The organism is Streptomyces sp. NPDC021080, from assembly GCF_044333225.1.
Taxonomy (GTDB): domain Bacteria; phylum Actinomycetota; class Actinomycetes; order Streptomycetales; family Streptomycetaceae; genus Streptomyces.
Genome location: NZ_JBIRQM010000014.1, coordinates 226,670 through 242,058, shown reverse-complemented (window position 1 = coordinate 242,058; position 15,389 = coordinate 226,670). Strand labels below are relative to the sequence as shown.

Genomic DNA, 15,389 nt, shown 5'->3' with positions numbered 1-15,389 from the left:
GGCCTTTGACGGATGTCGACAGCCGCACCGCTCACGGTGGGCTGGAGTCGTGATGACGGCAGCGTCAATGAAGCTGACAAAATAGTCAAGTCTGATGGCGGGATCTGTTGAGCCTGTGTCGAGATCACCAATTGGGTTGCTGATTGTGACGCGCATCTCTCTGACAAAAAAGTCAGGTTGCTGGATCGCCTTGGCGCTCCCCGGGAAAGCCGCTGGTCGGGCCGCTCGCGGGGAGCCGGGAGTGCGAGTGTCGACGTCACCGGCGGCGCGCGGCCGGCGGACGGATGCCCTTGCCCGATTGTGCAACGAGTTGCACAATCGCTGCGCTGCCCCTCGCCGAGGTCCCCTCCGCCGGTCGTCATACCGCCGAGGAGCCCGCCGAAAGCCGTCTGAAGCATCCAAGCCGTCTCAGTCGTTTCAGCCGCCTCAGCCGTCCAAGCCGTCAAAGGACCCGCCATGTCGCTGCCACCCGCCCTGTCGCGGCCCCTCACGCTGCCCGTCGTGGGCTCGCCCCTGTTCATCGCCTCCGGACCCGAACTGGTCATCGCCCAGTGCCAGGCCGGTGTGATCGGCTCCTTCCCGGCGCTCAACGCCCGGCCCGCGTCCCTGCTGTCCGACTGGCTGGACCGCATCACGGAGGAGAACGCCGCGTACGCGGACGCGCACCCGGACGCGGTCGTCGCCCCGTTCGCGGTCAACCAGATCGTGCACCGCTCGAACGACCGCCTCGAGCTCGACATGGACGTGATCGTGAAGCACCGGGTGCCGATCGTGATCACCTCACTCGGGGCGCGTCCCGAGATCAACGACGCCGTGCACGCGTACGGCGGGATCGTGCTGCACGACGTGACCAGCAACGAATTCGCCTGCAAGGCCATCGAGAAGGGTGCCGACGGCGTCATCGCCGTGGCCGCCGGAGCCGGCGGCCACGCGGGCACGCAGTCGCCCTTCGCGCTCGTCCAGGAGATCCGTGACTGGTTCGACGGCCCGCTGCTGATGTCCGGCGCCATCGCCCACGGCCGGTCGATCCTGGCCGCCCTGGCCGCGGGCGCCGACCTCGCCTACATCGGATCGGCGTTCCTCTCCACCATCGAGGCCGACAACTCACCCGCCTACAAGCGGATGATCGTGGACGGCACCGCCAAGGACATCGTCTACAGCAACCTGTTCACCGGAGTCCACGGCAACTACCTGCGCGGCAGCATCACCGCGGCCGGACTCGACCCCGACGACCTGCCCGAGTCCGACCCCTCCGCGATGAACTTCGGCTCCGGCGGCAACACGAACGCCCGCGCGTGGAAGGACATATGGGGATCCGGCCAGGGCATCGGCGCCGTCAAGCGGAGTCTCAACGTCGCCGAACTCGTCTCGGCGCTGAAGGAGCAGTACGACGAGGCGCTGACCGGGCTCGCCACCAGGACCGCGGTCCACAGGGCCTTGTAGACGACCACCTGAACACCGAGTCCCGTCGGACGATCCGCCACCGAGCCAGGAACGGAACCACCATGCCGCACACCCCTGCCGTCACCACGTCCACGCAAGGAGACGTCCGGACGATCCGGCTCGCCCGGCCGGCCCGGATGAACAGCCTCGACCTGAACGCCAAGGCCCAACTGCTGGACGCGTTGCGGACCGTGGCCGACGACCCGGACGTCCGCGCCGTGGTGCTCACCGGAAGCGGCCGGGCGTTCTGCGTCGGCCAGGACCTGGAGGAAGCACGGTCCGCGGGCGGCGGACAGGCCATGGCCGACGCCGTACGCGAGCAGTACAACCCCCTCGTACGGACGCTCCTGACGATGCCCAAGCCCGTGGTCGCCGCGGTCAACGGGGTGGCCGCGGGTGCCGGTATGGCGCTGGCGCTGGCGTGCGACGTCCGGATCGCCGCCTCGTCCGCGACGTTCACCACCGCCTTCGCCGGCATCGGCCTGTCCTGCGACACCGGGATCTCCTGGACCCTGCCCCGCATCGCCGGACGCGCCGTGGCGCTCGATCTGCTGCTGCGCCCCCGACTGCTCGACGCGGCGGAAGCACGCGACCTGGGACTGCTGCATCAGGTCGTCGCCGACGAGGACTTCGAGGGCACGGTCCGGCGGAGCGCGGCCGAACTCGCCGCCGGACCCACGCGGGCGTTCGCCGCCATGAAGACCGCCGTGACCCTCTCCTTTGGACCGGCGCTCGACGCCGCGCTGGAACGCGAGGCGGAACAGATCGCCCTCACCGGTGCCTCGGACGACTACCGGACCGGTCTGAACGCCTTCCTGACCAAGCGGAAGCCCGTGTTCACGGGGCGCTGAGCCGTCCGCGCGCCCGTCGCCTCCGAAACGCCCGTCGCCCTCGGAACGCCCTGCACGTTCGGCGCGTCCGGCGGCCCGTCGCGGGCGGTGTCAGGCCGAGAAGCCGTCGGTACGGGTTCGTTCCCTCGGCCCATCTGGTGCCGCCGGTGCCGGATGGCCCAAGCTGGCCCGCATGGACTGGTTGCCACTGCTCTCCACCCTGGCCGGGGCCGTGATCGGCATCGGCTCCACCCTCATCGCCGACCGGAACCGGTGGAAGCGCGAGGATGCCAAGGAAGGTCTCAGGCTCCGGCTCGACGTCTACACGCAGTACACCACCACCGTGAAGGTCCTCGGTGAGACCCTGCGGGCCCTGGCCCAGCGAGAACACGCTTCCGACGACGAGCGGGCGCTCGTGTTGCGCGAGGCCTTTCGGGATTCGGGCATGGGGATCGCGTCGGAACGGATGTGGCTCACCGCGCCCGAACCCGTCGTCAAGGCCTCCAACGGGGTGTTCCACTGTCTGCGAGGCATCTGCGACGGCTACATCGACGGCACCGCTGTCAGCAGTCCGGAGGATCGCGCCCGCTGGGAGGAACGAGGCAAGGCGGCCGCCAGGATGCGCAAGCTCATGCGGGAAGACCTCGGCGTCGGCCCCCTCACCGAACGCCACAGTCCTCTGCTCGACGACTACACCAACCCCACCGCGCAGTGACGGTGTTCATGGCACCGGCGCCATGAGACGGCACGCCTGGAACGTTCTCGTGGTCCGCGACCGGACGGCATCAGGGGCGGCGGTGCCGGCGAGTCCCCGTCAGCCGGACGCGGCGGCCCGCGTACGTCAGCCGGAGGCCGTCCCCGCGGAGCCGTCGACACGGTCGGCCCAGCCCTCGTCCGGCGCGCCGCGCAGCCCGATGGCCGCCGCCCACAGACGCGAGAGGTGGTCGACCACCGTGTCCTCGTCGTACGGCTCGTCCATGGACGATCTCGCGTGGGCGACCTGCTCGACCATCGACCCCAGCGCCAGGGCCGTCAGCCGGGTGTCCAGGTTCGGATTCGCCAGCCCCGCTTCCTGCAGGCGCCGGATGCCCCTGGTGGCACGGCTGACGTAGAACTCCCGGATCTCGAGGACCATCTGCCGCAAGGTCTCGTCCGCGGCCGCCCCCTGGTCCACGAGCCGCAGCACCTTCGACGCCCTGTCCCAGGCGCGCAGGTACAGACGGTTCGCCTCCACCAGCTTCGTGTAGGGGTCGTCCGCGGTGTCCGGCGGTACCAGGCTGGACGCGAACATCTCGCCCGCGACCGACCGGACCACATGGCGCAGGAGGTCTTCCCTGGACTCGAAGTACGTATAGAACGTCCCGTACGAGACGCCTGCCGCCTGCGCCACCGCTTCGGGGCTGAACGCCGGCCACCCCTGCTGTTCGAGGACCTCCCGGCCGGCGAGGATCAGGCCGTCACGAGTACGCCGGCCACGCGTGGTGGTCGGCGGCGTCGGAGCCGGCTTGGTCCTCTGTCGTCCCATGCCCCCATCATCGCACCCCGCCCGGGCCCGACCAGGGCGAAGCCGCTGTTCCCGGGCCCGGGTGTCCGACGGCGGACCGCTGCCCCCGGACACCCGGCCGCCAACCGATTCCGGTCGACCAACCCGCTTACTTTCCGGCCCAGTTGGCAGGGCTCGCCCAGAGCTGGGTTCAGGACAGGATCTCGATGTACCCGTCGGTGCCGTGCACGCGGATGCGCTGGCCGTCACGGATCAACCGGGTGGCCCGCTCCACGCCCACGACGGCCGGCAGGCCGTACTCACGGGCGATGACCGCGCCATGGGTCATCAGGCCGCCCACCTCCGTCACCAGACCCGCGACCGCGACGAACAGCGGCGACCAGCTGGGGTCGGTGAAGGGCGTGACCAGGATGTCGCCCGCTTCGAGATCGGCCTCCGCCATGTCGAGGACGACGCGTGCCCTTCCTTCGACGGTCCCGGCGGACACCGGCAGACCGATGAGGGCGCCGGCCGGCACGTCGTCGCGCCGGTACGCCCCGGTGACGGCCTCACCGTCCGAGGTGAGCACCCGGGGCGGTGTGAGCGCGTGGTACGACCGGAACTCCTCCTTGCGCCGCCGCACGAGCCGGTCGTCCACCCGGTTCGTGCGTACGACGTCGTGGAACTCCTGGAACGTGAGGTAGAAGACGTCCTCCGCCTCGGCGAGCACGCCGGCCCGGACGAGCCGCCCGGCCTCTGCCAGGAGGGCCCGCTTGTAGACGAAGGTGCGGCGGACGATGCCGTACTTCGGGTACTCCCGGTACCCGGCGAACGCCCTGACCTGGTCGATCATCCGCTTGGTCGTGTCGGCCCTCCGGTCCCCGTCCGGCAGGGTCCGCAGGCGCTCCAGCACCTCCTGTTCCTTCTGCGCGGCCTTTTGCCGTCCCTGCTCGAAGCGCCGCCGGGCGGCGCCCGGCTCGAAGTTCCTGACGTTGTCGAGGATCACGGGCACGAGCGTGGCGGGGCACTCGCTCCACCGTGGCCTCGTGATGTCGATCTCGCCGACGCAGCGCACGCCGTACCGGTCGAGGTAGCCCTCGATGGCGTCGCGCGCCTCCGCCCCGCCCGCGAGCTTCACCAGCTCGTCCAGAAAGTTCTCGTCCTCGACGCGAACACCCCGCAGGAACGCCACCACTTCCGCGTGCGGGCGGATCACGTCCGCGACGTCGAGCAGCTCCAGTCCCATCTCCGACGTGATGTTGTCCGGGGCGGACAGCGTCAGCGTGTCGGCCGCGTTCTTCTCGCCCAGCCACTCCCACAGCTTGTCGTTGAGCCACCAGGTGGCCTCCATCCCCGCCATGATCGCCCGTATGTTCAGCGGATCGCCGAGGACCCGCTTGTGCTCTTCGAAGGCCTCCAGCAGGAAGTCGAACAGGGCCGGTCCGGACTTCGTCCGGATGTCGCGTTCCAGGGCGGCGACGGACGCCCGGCTGCGCTCGATCAGTTCGGAGACGATGGCCGGATCGGCCTCGGTCGGATCGGCCTCGGCCGGGGCGGACGCACCGCCGGTGGGAGGAGCCCCGGGGCCCGCGTCCGGGGGAGAGGGGACGACGTCGTCGCGGCCGAGGACGGTCTCCAGCGCATCCCGCACCAGCGGATCGCCTCTCCCCATGACGTCCAGGAGGGCGGCACGGGTCGCGGGCGAGGCCAGGCGCGGGGCGACGTCGACGAACAGCCGCCCGCCGGCCTCGTGCATCGCCACCATGGCCGTCAGCCGCCACATGGACAGGCCCAGCGGCTTCATGGGGTCGGTCATCATCTGCTGATGGCCGACGGAGACGTAGACGTGATTCTCCTGGTCGGTGCTCTCGGGGACGGGGAACAGCGTCGTGATCGGCCGGCTCTGCACGATCCGGAAACCGTCGTCGACCAGGCACCACTCGATGTCCTGCGGGCGCCCGAAGTGCGCTTCGATCCGACGCCCGAGCCGTACGAGCCGTACGACCTGCGCATCCGTCAGCGCAGGTCGCCGCTGCATCTGCGCCTCGACCGCCACCTCTCGCGTTCCGCCGGCCGGCAGGGCGTGCACGGCACGCTGCTTGGCCGCGATCGTCCTGGCGACGACTTCACCGTCGCGCACCTTGAAGACGTCCGGGTTGACCAGGCCCGAGACGAGGGCCTCGCCGAGACCGAAGCCGGCGTCCACGGTGGCGACCTTCCGGTTGCCCGTGACGGGGTCGGCCGTGAACAGGATGCCGGACGCGTCCGGGAAGACCATCCGCTGCACGACCACGGCCATGTGGACCGTGCGGTCGTCGATGCCGTTCCGCCGGCGGTAGGTCACGGCCCGCTCCGTGAACAGCGAGGCCCAGCACCGGCTGACGTGCCGGAGAACCTCCGCCGGCCCGACGACGTTCAGGTACGTGTCCTGCTGGCCGGCGAACGAGGCCGTCGGCAGGTCCTCCGCCGTCGCGCTGGACCGGACGGCGTACGCGGACCGTTCACCGAGCCGGGCGAGCGCGCCGGTGATCGCCGCCGCGATTTCACCGGGGACGGCGATCTCCTCGATGGCTCGGCGCACCTGCGCGCTGAGCGTGCGGATCGCCTCCCGGTCGTCCGGGTCCACGCGGGACAGTTCATCGAGCCGGTCGTCGATCGACGGCGCCTGCGCCACGATCCGCCGAAAGGCGTCCGTCGTCACGCAGAAACCGTCCGGCACGCCGACGCCTTCGATCCGCGACAGCCCGCCCAGCTGCGCGCCCTTGCCGCCGACGACCGCCACCTGCGTCTCGTCGGCCTCGTGAATGTCCGACACGTACTGCCCGTACTGCCCGTACTGCTCGGTCACCGTGCCACCTCCGGGGCCGCGGTCATGCGCCGCACTGCGACGGCCGATCGCATCACCGGCTCCTCCCACCTTGCCGAAGCTCTTGTCGAGCACGTTCTCACCCTGATTGCCTTCCCGCTGACGAGTCGTCCGGCCGCTCCGCCAGTCGGGCGGCGCGCACGCCCGACCCGTGCGGGTCGCGGCACAGGCCGACGATTCTGCGCCGTGACCGGGGTCTTGCGGCAAGCCCCCCGGTGCGCTATACGTTGAGAGAGGCAAGGAGACGGCTCTCCTTGCCTTCGCCATGTCCGGTCCGAACGGACGGGCAGGTCTCTCGCGGGTTTCTCCCGCGATCTCTCGCAGGTCTCGCACGGAGCGAGCCGTGCACGGCGAGCGGGTACGCGTCGTCGGACTCAGGCCACGAGCAGGCGGAGCCCGAGTTCTGCCGTGTCGAGGGCGACGAGGTCGCGGTTGCGCTCGGCCCACCGGCCCGAGGCCAGATCCTCGCGGAGCCTGGTCACCGCCCGCTGCTCGGCTTCGGGCCCGACCCTGGTCCATACGGACACCGCGCGGCGCACGGATTCGTCCAGGTACGCCTCGGGCCGGCGCCAGTGGGCCTCGAAGAACCCGTCGGCGCAGTCCCACGGAATGAGCACCGGCTCCGCCCGCCCCCCGATCGCACGGGTCAGCTCGGCCAGCGAAGGCCAGTTTGCGACGAGGCCCGCGGCCTCGGGCAGGTAGTCGCGGGTGAGCCAGAACCGATCACGCCATGCGGCGTCGCTGCCGTCGTGCGTGAACACCACCACGCGCCGGGCCACACGCCGCATCTCGCGCAGCCCCGCGATCGGGTCCTGCCAGTGGTGCACGGTGCTGAAGGCCATCGCCGCGTCGAAGGACCGGTCCTCGAAGGGCAGGCTCTCCGCCTCGGCGGCCACGCACGGTGCCGCGCCCGCGGGACGCTGGGCCCGCATGACCGCCGACGGCTCGACCGCGGTCACCTCGTGGTCCGGGGGCTCGTAGGAGCCCGTGCCGGCACCGACGTTCAGTACCGTTCGCGCGTCCCCGAGAGCATCCCAGACCCGCGCGGCGATCCGTGGTTCGGTCCGCCGCGTCGCCGGATAGGCGGACCCGATGACGTCGTACAACTGCGCCCCGAACATGGTCAGTTGTTCCTCCGGTGTCGTCCTGATCCCCATCGCCCCGGCCTCCAGTTCCCTGTCGATCGCCGATACCGTCGCCGCCGCGCGGTCGCGCTGTTCCAGCAGCAGGCCGCGCAACCGGTGCAGATGCGCGACCGCGTCGGTGGCCGGGTCGTCGACCAGATGCGCGATCTCCCGTAATCCGAAGCCCAGCCGCCGGTAGGCGAGCACCTCCCGCAGCCGCTCCACGTCGCCCGCCGAGTAGGCCCGGTATCCGGCCGCGGTCCGCGCGGACGGCCGTACGAGGCCGATCCCGTCGTAGTGGTGCAGCGTGCGGACGCTCACGCCGGCCAGCTCCGCCACGCGTCCCACGGTCAGGTGTTTCTCCACGCCACCGACCATGCGGCATGACGCCACGTGAGGGTCAAGGGCTCGGTGCCTCGAGGGGACGGATCCGTGCGGCGTGGCGCCGGTGAGGCCGCTCACCTTCCGGTCCTGCGGGCCGGTGGGCCAGACTCGGGCGCATGGACGCGATCCCGTTGGGCCAGGGCGACCTGCGCTGGGTCTTTCCGGAGGTGCGGGACCCCGGCACGGTCCGTGATGCGCTGTCCGAGGCGGACGCGCAGGTTCGGGCGCTGGCCCGGTACCTCGGTGCGGGTGCGGGTGCGGGTGCGGGTGCGGGCCGGGCGGGCGGTGGCCTCGCGTTCCACCGGGTGGAGGGGGTCGTGCTGGCCGGCCTTTTCGGTGTCGCCGAGTCGGAGGGGATCGGCTTCAGCGCCGAGCTGTACTTTCCCCGCCGATGCCCCTGGGACCTTCGCTGGGGCCCTCCCTGGGAGGTCGAGGCGGAGGTCGTGGTCCTGTGCGATCGGGTACCCGACTGCGGGGGCCATACGCTCGCCGAGCGGGCACGGATCTTCACGACGCCCCTCGACGCCGCGAGAGGACTGGTGGAGGCGACGGCCTGGCTGCTCGAACGCGGCACCACGGCACCGCCGCTCTCGTGGCGGTCCCGGGAGGATGCCCACTGCCCCGGCGCGCGCCCGTAGAGCCCGGCTCCCGCGCTGTCGGCGAAGACCGGCCGCGCGCTGTCGGCAGCGCCCGGCCCGACGGTGTCGGTCCAGGCGCCGCGCGTGCCCGTCGCCCGGGCCGTCGGACGCGCCTGGACCGGATCACGTCGACGGCGCCGAACACGTCCTTCTCGCCCGCGACGAGGCCCTTCTCCACGCCCGCGACGAGGTCCTTGCGCAGCTTGGCGAGTCCCCCGGCGGCGAGGCATCGAGCGTCTCGTCGCCGGTTCGGCCCGTCCGCCCGCACGGGGCTACGGACGCTCGGCGCGCGGCTCGGGGGGACCGGCCACGCCGACGCACGCCTCGTTGCCCTCGGGGTCGGCCAGTACCCAGTTCGACGGGGCGTCGGCGTCGCTCACCAGACGGCCGCCCGCCGCCAGGGCCGCGGCGATCCGCGCCCCGGCCCGGTCGTAGGGCACCCACACGTCGATGTGCACGCGGTTGCGCCGAGGCCGTGGGGCGTCCATCCGCTGGAAGGAGAACGGTGCCCCGCGGCCGCCCGGGTCGACCAGATCCTCGTCGCTCCGCGCGCGGTCCCGGTAACCGAGCAGGGCACGCCAGAACGGCATCACGTCGGCACCGGAGAGCGCGTCCACGGTGACCTGGACCGTCTGGACGGCGGACGGGTCGGCCGTGATGTCCAGCGAGCGCGCGATCGCCGAGATCTGCCCGGCGAGATCGATGTGCCGCTCGGACAGTCCGTAGTAGTCGTCGGTGAGCGTGATCAGCCGTACGGTCACACCCTCCCGGCGCAGGTCGACATCCGGGTGGTCGTTCCCCATACTCGGCAACTCGCTGATGACCCGCACGAGTTGGGCGCCGAGTGCGAACGACCCGGTACGGAAGTAGGCGCACGCACCCTCGCCGACCACGCGCCAGTCCTCCAGACCGGCGGTCTCGTGGAAACGCAGTGGACGGATGCGTTCGTGCCTGTTCTCTGCCTTGATCATGCTGCCAACGTATCGGGTGTTTCGGACAATTCTCCCGACCTCCCGGGACCGGTCACGCGTCGCCGGGCGTACGCGGTCCGTCCATGCGGGAGAGCCAAGCGGTGAGCAGGGCTTCCAGTGACTCGGCCTCGGCCGGTGTCAGCAGGTCCAGCAGTCGGCGTTCGTTGCGCATGTGGTCGGTGAACGCCCGGTCGACGAGTTCGCGTCCGGGCCGGGTGAGGGCGACGATCCGGCCGCGCTGGTCGTCGGCGGAACGGCGGCGGGTGACGAGTCCGGCCCGCTCCAGGCGGTCGATCCGCTTCGTCATCGCGCCGGTGGTGACCATGGTGTGCTCGGCGAGTTCACCGGGTGCCCGCTCGTAGGGTTCACCGGCGCGGCGCAGGGCGCACAGGACGTCGAACTCGCCCTCGCCCAGGCCGTGGCGGTCGTAGACGAGACGGAGTTCCTCGCCGAGCCGGTCGGCGAGGCGGTGCAGTCGGCCGATCACTCCCTGCGGGGTGGTGTCGATGTCGGGCCGCTCGCGACGCCACTCCGCCTGGATGCGGGCCACGCGGTCGAGAGGTTCTCCGTGTTCCATGCCTCGCATTGTAGCTTCCCGGGAAGTTATATTGGCTTCCATGGAAGCTAATATGCGGTGGGTGGCACTGACCGCGGTCGCGCCGGTGGCCTGGGGGGCCAACTACTTCGTGACGCACGAGTTCCTGCCGGCCGACCGGCCTCTCTACGGAGCCGCCCTGCGGGCGCTGCCGGCCGGCCTCGTGCTGCTCGCCGTGCGCAGACAGCTGCCGCGCGGCGCGTGGTGGTGGCGGTCCGCGGTGCTCGGGCTGCTCAACATGAGCGTGTTCTTCGTCCTCGTCTACGCCGCTTCCCAGCTGCTTCCGACGAGCGTGGCCTCGACCGTCATGGCGGTCGCCCCGCTGACGATGATGCTCATCGCCTGGCCCCTGGTGTCCGAGCGCCCCCGGACGGCCCACCTGGCCGGCGCCGCGACCGGACTCGGAGGGGTCTGCCTCATGCTGCTCTCGGGGGCGGAGGCGGTGAGCGTCCCGGGAGTCCTGGCCTCGGCCGCCGCCATGCTGGTGTCGTCCCTCGGATACATCCTGGCCAAACGGTGGAACACCGGTGTCGACGTGCTCGCCTCGACCGCCTGGCAGCTCACCGCCGGGGGCCTGTTCCTGCTTCCGGTCGCCGCGGCGGTGGAAGGCCGCCCGCCCGCGCTCTCCGGACAGACACTCCTCGCGTTCGCCTACGTCACCCTGATCGCCACCGCGCTGGCCTTCGTCGCCTGGTTCACCGGGCTGCGGCACCTGCCCACGGGGACCGTCGGACTGATCGGACTGCTCAATCCCGTCACCGGCGTCCTGCTCGGCACCGTGGTCGCCGAAGAGGCGCTGACCGTGCAGCAGCTGGGCGGACTGGCCCTGGTCCTGGCCGGAGTCGTCCTGGGCCGGCCCGGGCGGGCGCGCTCCGGCGCGACGCGGGTCGGGCACCCTGCCGCGCCTGTCCCACCGGCGTCCGCGGCGAGTGGTCCTCGAACCGGCCGGAGTGTCCGCGGCGAGTGATTTTCGGACCGGCGGGAGCACTCGCGACGAGCGGTCCTCGGACCGGACGGCGCGTGCGGCCCGCCGGTGGGCGGCCCGGCGGCGACGCGCCACCACGGGCGCGGGGCGAACGCTCGGGGCAGGGGTGCTCCTCGTACCGCCGATGCTCCCCGTGCCTCCGATGCTCCCGTGTCGCCGGTGCTATCCGCGCCGCCGTACGGTGAATTCGTTGCCGTCGGGGTCGAGCAGCAGGGTCCGGTCGCCGTGGCCCTCGCCGGTGGCCGTACGCTTCGCGCCGAGCGAGACCAGGCGGTCGACCTCCGCGTCCCCGTCGGCGTCGGCGGTGAGCGCCAGCTCGAGGAACAGCCTGTTCGGGCCCGTCTTCGGTGCCACCGGGGGGCCGCCCCAGGTGATCTTCGTACCGCCGCCCGGCGACTGGATCGCGGTCTCCTGGTCCTGGTCCCAGACCAGCGGCCACCCCAGCGCCTCGCTCCAGAAAAGGCCGACCTCTCGCGTGCCGTCGCAGGCCAGCGCTCCGACGACTCCGGTGTCGGCCAGGAACTTGTTGCCCGCCTCGATGACGCAGAACTCGTTGCCGTCGGGATCGGCGAGCACCACGTGTTCCTCTTCGGGCAGCTGGCCCACGTCGAGGTGCGTGCCGCCGAGTTCCAGGACCCGGGCCACCGTCTGCCGCTGATCCTCCGGGGACGCGCTCGTGAGATCGAAGTGTGCCCGGTTCCGGCCGGTCCTCGGTTCCCGGCCCGGCAGGAACCGGACGCGGAACCCGGTGGCGTCGGGCGGCAGGATCGTGACGTCGCCGTCCGGAGCACCGGTCGACTCCCAGCCCAGGACCCCGGACCAGAACCGGGCCAGGTCCGAAGGCCGGGTCGCGTTGAAGCAGATGGCGAACAGTCGCACGCTCATACCCCGGGCATCTCCGATCCGCTGACCGCCGATTCGGCGTCTCGTCTCTCCGCGCGCGTGCAGCCTAGGGGCGGCCGTGCGGTGTCCGCATCCGGTTTTGCCGCGCTGGAGCCGGGGCGCGGGCCCGGCACGGCTCTGTCCGGTGTGCCCGGTCGCGGCCCGTCCCCGGCCGGTGAGCGGACGGGCCGCCGCTCGTGCCCGTCCGCCCCTGCCGCTCTCTATTTCTGCGGGCGAAGCCGGTCGACCTGGCCGTTGACCAGGGGGTGTGTGGGGTCGACGGCGCCGACGATGCGCGTTCCGATGGCGGTGAGCTGGCGTACCTGGGAACGGGTGAGGGCGTCGAAGACGTAAGCGCGGACGGCCGCGACGTGTCCGGGGGCGGTGGCGGCCACCTTCTCGAAGCCGTCGTCGGTGAGGGTGGCGACGGTGTAGCGGCCGTCGGAGGGGTCGGGGCTTCGAGTCACCCAGTCACGCTTCTCCAGGCGGCCGACCACCTGGGACAGGCGGGGCAGCGAGCCTTCGGCGAACGCCGCCAGCTCGCTCATGCGCAGGGTGCGCTCCGGGACCATCGACAGTCCGGCCATGACCTGGTACTCGAAGTGGCTGATCCCGGCGTCGCGCTGCAACTGCGCGTCCAGCGCCGCGGGGAGCCGCATCAGCACGCTGCCCAGGGCGATCCACGCCCGGTCTTCCTCGTCGTCCAGCCAGTTCGGCTCCTGTGGCGTCTCCATCTCCCCATTCTAGCTTCACGTATGAAGTGATCACCCTCCCTCATGACTTGCATCGTTAAGTCATGAGCCGTAATCTCAAGTTAACGATTTAAGTCAAACGCGAACCTGGAGCATGATGAACGTCCTGATGTGGATACTCGCCGGGGTGCTGGCGGCCACCTTCCTCGCCGCCGGGCTGATGAAGCTGGCGCAGCCGAAAGCGAAGCTGGCCGAGGCCGGCCTGGGCTGGGCGGAGGACATGAGCGAGGGCTCGGTGAAGCTGATCGGGGCGGTGGAGGTTCTCGGCGCGATCGGGCTCGTGGTGCCCGCGGCCCTCGGGATCGCGGTGGTCCTCACGCCGACGGCAGCGCTGGGTCTGGTGCTGGTCATGGCCGGAGCCACGGTCGTCCACGCCCGCCGTCGGGAGACACCGATGGCCGCGATGAACCTGATCCTGCTGGTCCTGGCCGCCGCCGTGGCCTGGGGCCGCTTCGGCCCGTACTCCTTCTGACCCACGTCAGGGTGTGACCCGGCTCCCGGGCACGGACGACGCGGCTGCCCCTCGGCACGCGTTTCCGCCGGCCCCGCCCGGAAGCCGGCGGAAACACGTCGGGTGGCAGGAGCGCCGTCGCCCGCGGTACCGGATGTCAGGAAGTCCGCAGGAAGTCCGCAGGACGGCCTACGCGGTCGGGCCGTGGGTGACGGGTCCTCGTCGCACGGCCTCCCACGCGCCCGCGGACAGCAGATGACGGACCGGTTCCAGCATCAGGCGCAGCCCGGCCGCGTGACGGAGGGCCAGTTCCCTGTTGTGCTCGAACACATCGAGTTCGTTCGCCGCCGTGATCTCCAGGAAGGCCCGCAGGTCGTCGACGGCGGGATCGTGGTCGATGCCGGTGAACCGGTCCTTGAAGACCGGCCTCCGGTCTTTGCCGAGGCGCGGGTAGGTGGCCGCCCTGTCACAGCTCCCGTACAGGTACACCAGAGCCTCGGCCCGCTCTCCGACGTGTGCGACCAGGAGGGGGCGTTCTTCCGGTTCCAGCAGGGACGCGGCGAAACCGTCGGTCCCGTACGCCGCGTGGCACAGGCCCGCGACCTGGACCTCGCGCGGCGCACCCCAGTCGGCGAGTCTGTGTCCGACCCGGAGCAGATGCTCCAGCAACGTCCCGCCGGGGTGTGCCAGGGCTGCCGCGTTCCTGGAGCGCAAGAAGTCCTCGATGCCGTACCAGTCGGTGCGCGTGGAGGTGTTCGGTTGCTCGGTCATGTCGCGAGTTGTAGCCGTGACGGGAAGCCGGACGCAATACGGCGCGACGCCCTGCCGACTGCGGAGCCGGCATGAACCAGACGGCCAACTCGCCCACTGCCGTAACAGTGACACCATCACCTGCATGGTTGATCGCACGGACGACGTGGACTGGCGCGGGCTGTTCCATGCCGCGGGGCCCGCCACGGACACCCCTCGGTATCTGGCTGCGCTCCTCGGTGACGACGCGAAGGCTTTCGTCGAGGGATACGGGCACCTGTGGTCGACGACGCTGCGACAAGAGGGGAAGGCCTGGCCCTCGACCGCGCCCACCGCGCTGCTCGTCGCCGAACTGCTGGACAACCCGCGGTTGGGGCCTGACGATCCCTCGCTGGGGGACGCGATGCTCGCCTATCTGTATGCGGTCGGCGTCGCCGCCGACCTCGGCGACCGGGCCGCGGAGACCCGGGCCCGGGTCGAGGACCGCGCAGCTGAGCTGAGAGCGTGGACCGACGCCTATCTGTCGATCGATGCCGATGCCGATCGCGCCGACCGGGCCGGGATGTGGCAGGACGGTACGGGGCTGGGCGAACTCGTCCTCGATCAGGCGGTGCTCGCCTGCTATGACGTGGTTCCCGAACTCCTGCGGCGGGCGCTTCCCTACCTCGCGTCCGAACGGGCCGGCCGCAGGACGTGTGCCACCGCGGCCGTCGGCTCACTGGCCCGGCATCCCTCAGCCTCGGGCCAACTTCCCTCGTTGTGAGCACAGTTGACGTCGATGGTCCGAGCGGCCGACTCCTCGTACGAGGTGGCGACCATCTTGATGGCCATCGGTCACCTCGGCGGGGACACGCGCCCTTGGCTGACCGACCCGCATCCGGGCGTACGGGTCTGCGCCGCACTCGCGCCCGGCCTCGCCGGCGACGGAAGGGCGGACCGGATCCGACGCGAACTGGCCCGCTTGCCGCGGGCGTTCACCGAGTCCTTCGGGGACGTGGCTCCGCCGCTTCAGTTCCAGTTCAAGCCGTATCAGGACCTGCTCACTCCGGCGCCGGACGCTCTTCGGTAAGTCCGCGACGGGTGGGCGGACTGTCGGGAGCTGTCCAGCGGGTTACCTGGAGCTACCGGGATTCATTCGCAGTGCTCCGGCCTTCAGGCCGGGGGTGAAACGAATCTTGTGATGGCGACGCGGAGCGTCGCGGTGGCGTTCCGGCGGAGCGGGACCCTGCCCGGTG

Annotated in this window: 16 protein-coding genes; 8 read left to right on the top strand and 8 right to left on the bottom strand. The window is 71.1% G+C overall.

Annotation, left to right across the window (positions count from 1 at the left end; all coding sequences use genetic code 11):
* Positions 1-456: 456 nt before the first annotated feature.
* The 3 genes from ACH4S8_RS31810 to ACH4S8_RS31800 all read left to right on the top strand — a co-directional run bounded on the left by ACH4S8_RS31810 (position 457) and on the right by ACH4S8_RS31800 (position 2,988).
* Positions 457-1,443 (top strand): NAD(P)H-dependent flavin oxidoreductase, encoded by a 987-nt coding sequence (locus ACH4S8_RS31810; protein WP_398400164.1) that lies wholly within the window; start codon positions 457-459, stop codon positions 1,441-1,443.
* Positions 1,444-1,505: 62 nt separating this feature from the next.
* Complete coding sequence (locus ACH4S8_RS31805) at positions 1,506-2,294, top strand: enoyl-CoA hydratase-related protein (protein ID WP_398400162.1); 789 nt, start codon at positions 1,506-1,508, stop codon at positions 2,292-2,294.
* A 172-nt stretch (positions 2,295-2,466) separates the two neighbouring features.
* A complete protein-coding gene (locus tag ACH4S8_RS31800) occupies positions 2,467-2,988 on the top strand; it encodes a hypothetical protein (RefSeq protein ID WP_398400160.1) in 522 nt (173 codons plus the stop codon).
* Between the two features lie 126 nt (positions 2,989-3,114).
* Here ACH4S8_RS31800 and ACH4S8_RS31795 read toward each other — a convergent pair whose 3' ends face one another.
* From ACH4S8_RS31795 to ACH4S8_RS31785, 3 genes are all read right to left on the bottom strand, one after another.
* A complete protein-coding gene (locus ACH4S8_RS31795; protein WP_398400158.1) occupies positions 3,115-3,798 on the bottom strand; it encodes a TetR/AcrR family transcriptional regulator in 684 nt (227 codons plus the stop codon).
* Positions 3,799-3,967: 169 nt separating this feature from the next.
* The gene (rph, locus tag ACH4S8_RS31790; protein ID WP_398400156.1) at positions 3,968-6,604 is read right to left on the bottom strand and encodes a rifamycin-inactivating phosphotransferase; all 2,637 of its coding nucleotides are present in this window, start codon (positions 6,602-6,604) and stop codon (positions 3,968-3,970) included.
* Between the two features lie 392 nt (positions 6,605-6,996).
* Entirely contained in the window at positions 6,997-8,124 is a 1,128-nt protein-coding gene (locus tag ACH4S8_RS31785) for a MerR family transcriptional regulator (protein WP_398400154.1), read from the bottom strand.
* Between the two features lie 122 nt (positions 8,125-8,246).
* Between ACH4S8_RS31785 and ACH4S8_RS31780 the strand changes: the two genes are divergently transcribed.
* Positions 8,247-8,768, top strand: a complete 522-nt coding sequence (locus tag ACH4S8_RS31780) for a hypothetical protein (protein ID WP_398400152.1) — start codon at positions 8,247-8,249, stop codon at positions 8,766-8,768.
* Positions 8,769-9,040: 272 nt separating this feature from the next.
* Here the strand turns inward: ACH4S8_RS31780 and ACH4S8_RS31775 are convergent, their stop codons facing one another.
* Together ACH4S8_RS31775 and ACH4S8_RS31770 are read right to left on the bottom strand one after the other, a co-directional pair.
* On the bottom strand, positions 9,041-9,739 hold the full coding sequence (locus ACH4S8_RS31775; RefSeq protein ID WP_398400150.1) for a VOC family protein: 699 nt from the start codon (positions 9,737-9,739) through the stop codon (positions 9,041-9,043).
* A 52-nt stretch (positions 9,740-9,791) separates the two neighbouring features.
* A complete protein-coding gene (locus ACH4S8_RS31770) occupies positions 9,792-10,316 on the bottom strand; it encodes a MarR family winged helix-turn-helix transcriptional regulator (RefSeq protein ID WP_398400148.1) in 525 nt (174 codons plus the stop codon).
* 52 nt (positions 10,317-10,368) lie between these two features.
* On the opposite strand from ACH4S8_RS31770, the gene ACH4S8_RS31765 reads away from it, so the two are divergent.
* Positions 10,369-11,301, top strand: a complete 933-nt coding sequence (locus tag ACH4S8_RS31765) for an EamA family transporter (protein WP_398400268.1) — start codon at positions 10,369-10,371, stop codon at positions 11,299-11,301.
* Between the two features lie 180 nt (positions 11,302-11,481).
* Here ACH4S8_RS31765 and ACH4S8_RS31760 read toward each other — a convergent pair whose 3' ends face one another.
* Positions 11,482-12,204: a VOC family protein gene (locus ACH4S8_RS31760; RefSeq protein ID WP_398400146.1), complete on the bottom strand. Its 723-nt coding sequence runs from the start codon at positions 12,202-12,204 to the stop codon at positions 11,482-11,484.
* 218 nt (positions 12,205-12,422) lie between these two features.
* Positions 12,423-12,935 (bottom strand): MarR family winged helix-turn-helix transcriptional regulator, encoded by a 513-nt coding sequence (locus ACH4S8_RS31755; RefSeq protein ID WP_398400144.1) that lies wholly within the window; start codon positions 12,933-12,935, stop codon positions 12,423-12,425.
* Between the two features lie 112 nt (positions 12,936-13,047).
* Here ACH4S8_RS31755 and ACH4S8_RS31750 point away from each other — a divergent pair, with 112 nt between their 5' ends.
* A complete protein-coding gene (locus ACH4S8_RS31750) occupies positions 13,048-13,425 on the top strand; it encodes a DoxX family protein (RefSeq protein WP_398400142.1) in 378 nt (125 codons plus the stop codon).
* A 168-nt stretch (positions 13,426-13,593) separates the two neighbouring features.
* Here the strand turns inward: ACH4S8_RS31750 and ACH4S8_RS31745 are convergent, their stop codons facing one another.
* Positions 13,594-14,175 carry a DUF6817 domain-containing protein gene (locus ACH4S8_RS31745; RefSeq protein WP_398400140.1) on the bottom strand — a complete coding sequence of 194 codons (582 nt, stop codon included), beginning with the start codon at positions 14,173-14,175 and terminating at the stop codon, positions 13,594-13,596.
* Between the two features lie 124 nt (positions 14,176-14,299).
* Here ACH4S8_RS31745 and ACH4S8_RS31740 point away from each other — a divergent pair, with 124 nt between their 5' ends.
* Both ACH4S8_RS31740 and ACH4S8_RS31735 read left to right on the top strand, forming a co-directional pair.
* Complete coding sequence (locus ACH4S8_RS31740; RefSeq protein WP_398400138.1) at positions 14,300-14,917, top strand: hypothetical protein; 618 nt, start codon at positions 14,300-14,302, stop codon at positions 14,915-14,917.
* 15 nt (positions 14,918-14,932) lie between these two features.
* Positions 14,933-15,223, top strand: a complete 291-nt coding sequence (locus ACH4S8_RS31735) for a hypothetical protein (RefSeq protein WP_398400136.1) — start codon at positions 14,933-14,935, stop codon at positions 15,221-15,223.
* The last annotated feature ends 166 nt before the right edge of the window (positions 15,224-15,389 follow it).

Excerpts from the sequence above, each read along its gene's own strand:
- ACH4S8_RS31810 (WP_398400164.1), top strand. The coding sequence starts at position 457 with ATGTCGCTGCCACCCGCCCTGTCGCGGCCCCTCACGCTGCCCGTCGTG.
- ACH4S8_RS31805 (WP_398400162.1), top strand. The coding sequence starts at position 1,506 with ATGCCGCACACCCCTGCCGTCACCACGTCCACGCAAGGAGACGTCCGG.
- ACH4S8_RS31800 (WP_398400160.1), top strand. The coding sequence starts at position 2,467 with ATGGACTGGTTGCCACTGCTCTCCACCCTGGCCGGGGCCGTGATCGGC.
- ACH4S8_RS31795 (WP_398400158.1), bottom strand. The coding sequence starts at position 3,798 with ATGGGACGACAGAGGACCAAGCCGGCTCCGACGCCGCCGACCACCACG.
- ACH4S8_RS31785 (WP_398400154.1), bottom strand. The coding sequence starts at position 8,124 with ATGGTCGGTGGCGTGGAGAAACACCTGACCGTGGGACGCGTGGCGGAG.
- ACH4S8_RS31780 (WP_398400152.1), top strand. The coding sequence starts at position 8,247 with ATGGACGCGATCCCGTTGGGCCAGGGCGACCTGCGCTGGGTCTTTCCG.
- ACH4S8_RS31775 (WP_398400150.1), bottom strand. The coding sequence starts at position 9,739 with ATGATCAAGGCAGAGAACAGGCACGAACGCATCCGTCCACTGCGTTTC.
- ACH4S8_RS31770 (WP_398400148.1), bottom strand. The coding sequence starts at position 10,316 with ATGGAACACGGAGAACCTCTCGACCGCGTGGCCCGCATCCAGGCGGAG.
- ACH4S8_RS31765 (WP_398400268.1), top strand. The coding sequence starts at position 10,369 with ATGCGGTGGGTGGCACTGACCGCGGTCGCGCCGGTGGCCTGGGGGGCC.
- ACH4S8_RS31760 (WP_398400146.1), bottom strand. The coding sequence starts at position 12,204 with ATGAGCGTGCGACTGTTCGCCATCTGCTTCAACGCGACCCGGCCTTCG.
- ACH4S8_RS31755 (WP_398400144.1), bottom strand. The coding sequence starts at position 12,935 with ATGGAGACGCCACAGGAGCCGAACTGGCTGGACGACGAGGAAGACCGG.
- ACH4S8_RS31750 (WP_398400142.1), top strand. The coding sequence starts at position 13,048 with ATGATGAACGTCCTGATGTGGATACTCGCCGGGGTGCTGGCGGCCACC.
- ACH4S8_RS31745 (WP_398400140.1), bottom strand. The coding sequence starts at position 14,175 with ATGACCGAGCAACCGAACACCTCCACGCGCACCGACTGGTACGGCATC.
- ACH4S8_RS31740 (WP_398400138.1), top strand. The coding sequence starts at position 14,300 with ATGGTTGATCGCACGGACGACGTGGACTGGCGCGGGCTGTTCCATGCC.
- ACH4S8_RS31735 (WP_398400136.1), top strand. The coding sequence starts at position 14,933 with ATGGTCCGAGCGGCCGACTCCTCGTACGAGGTGGCGACCATCTTGATG.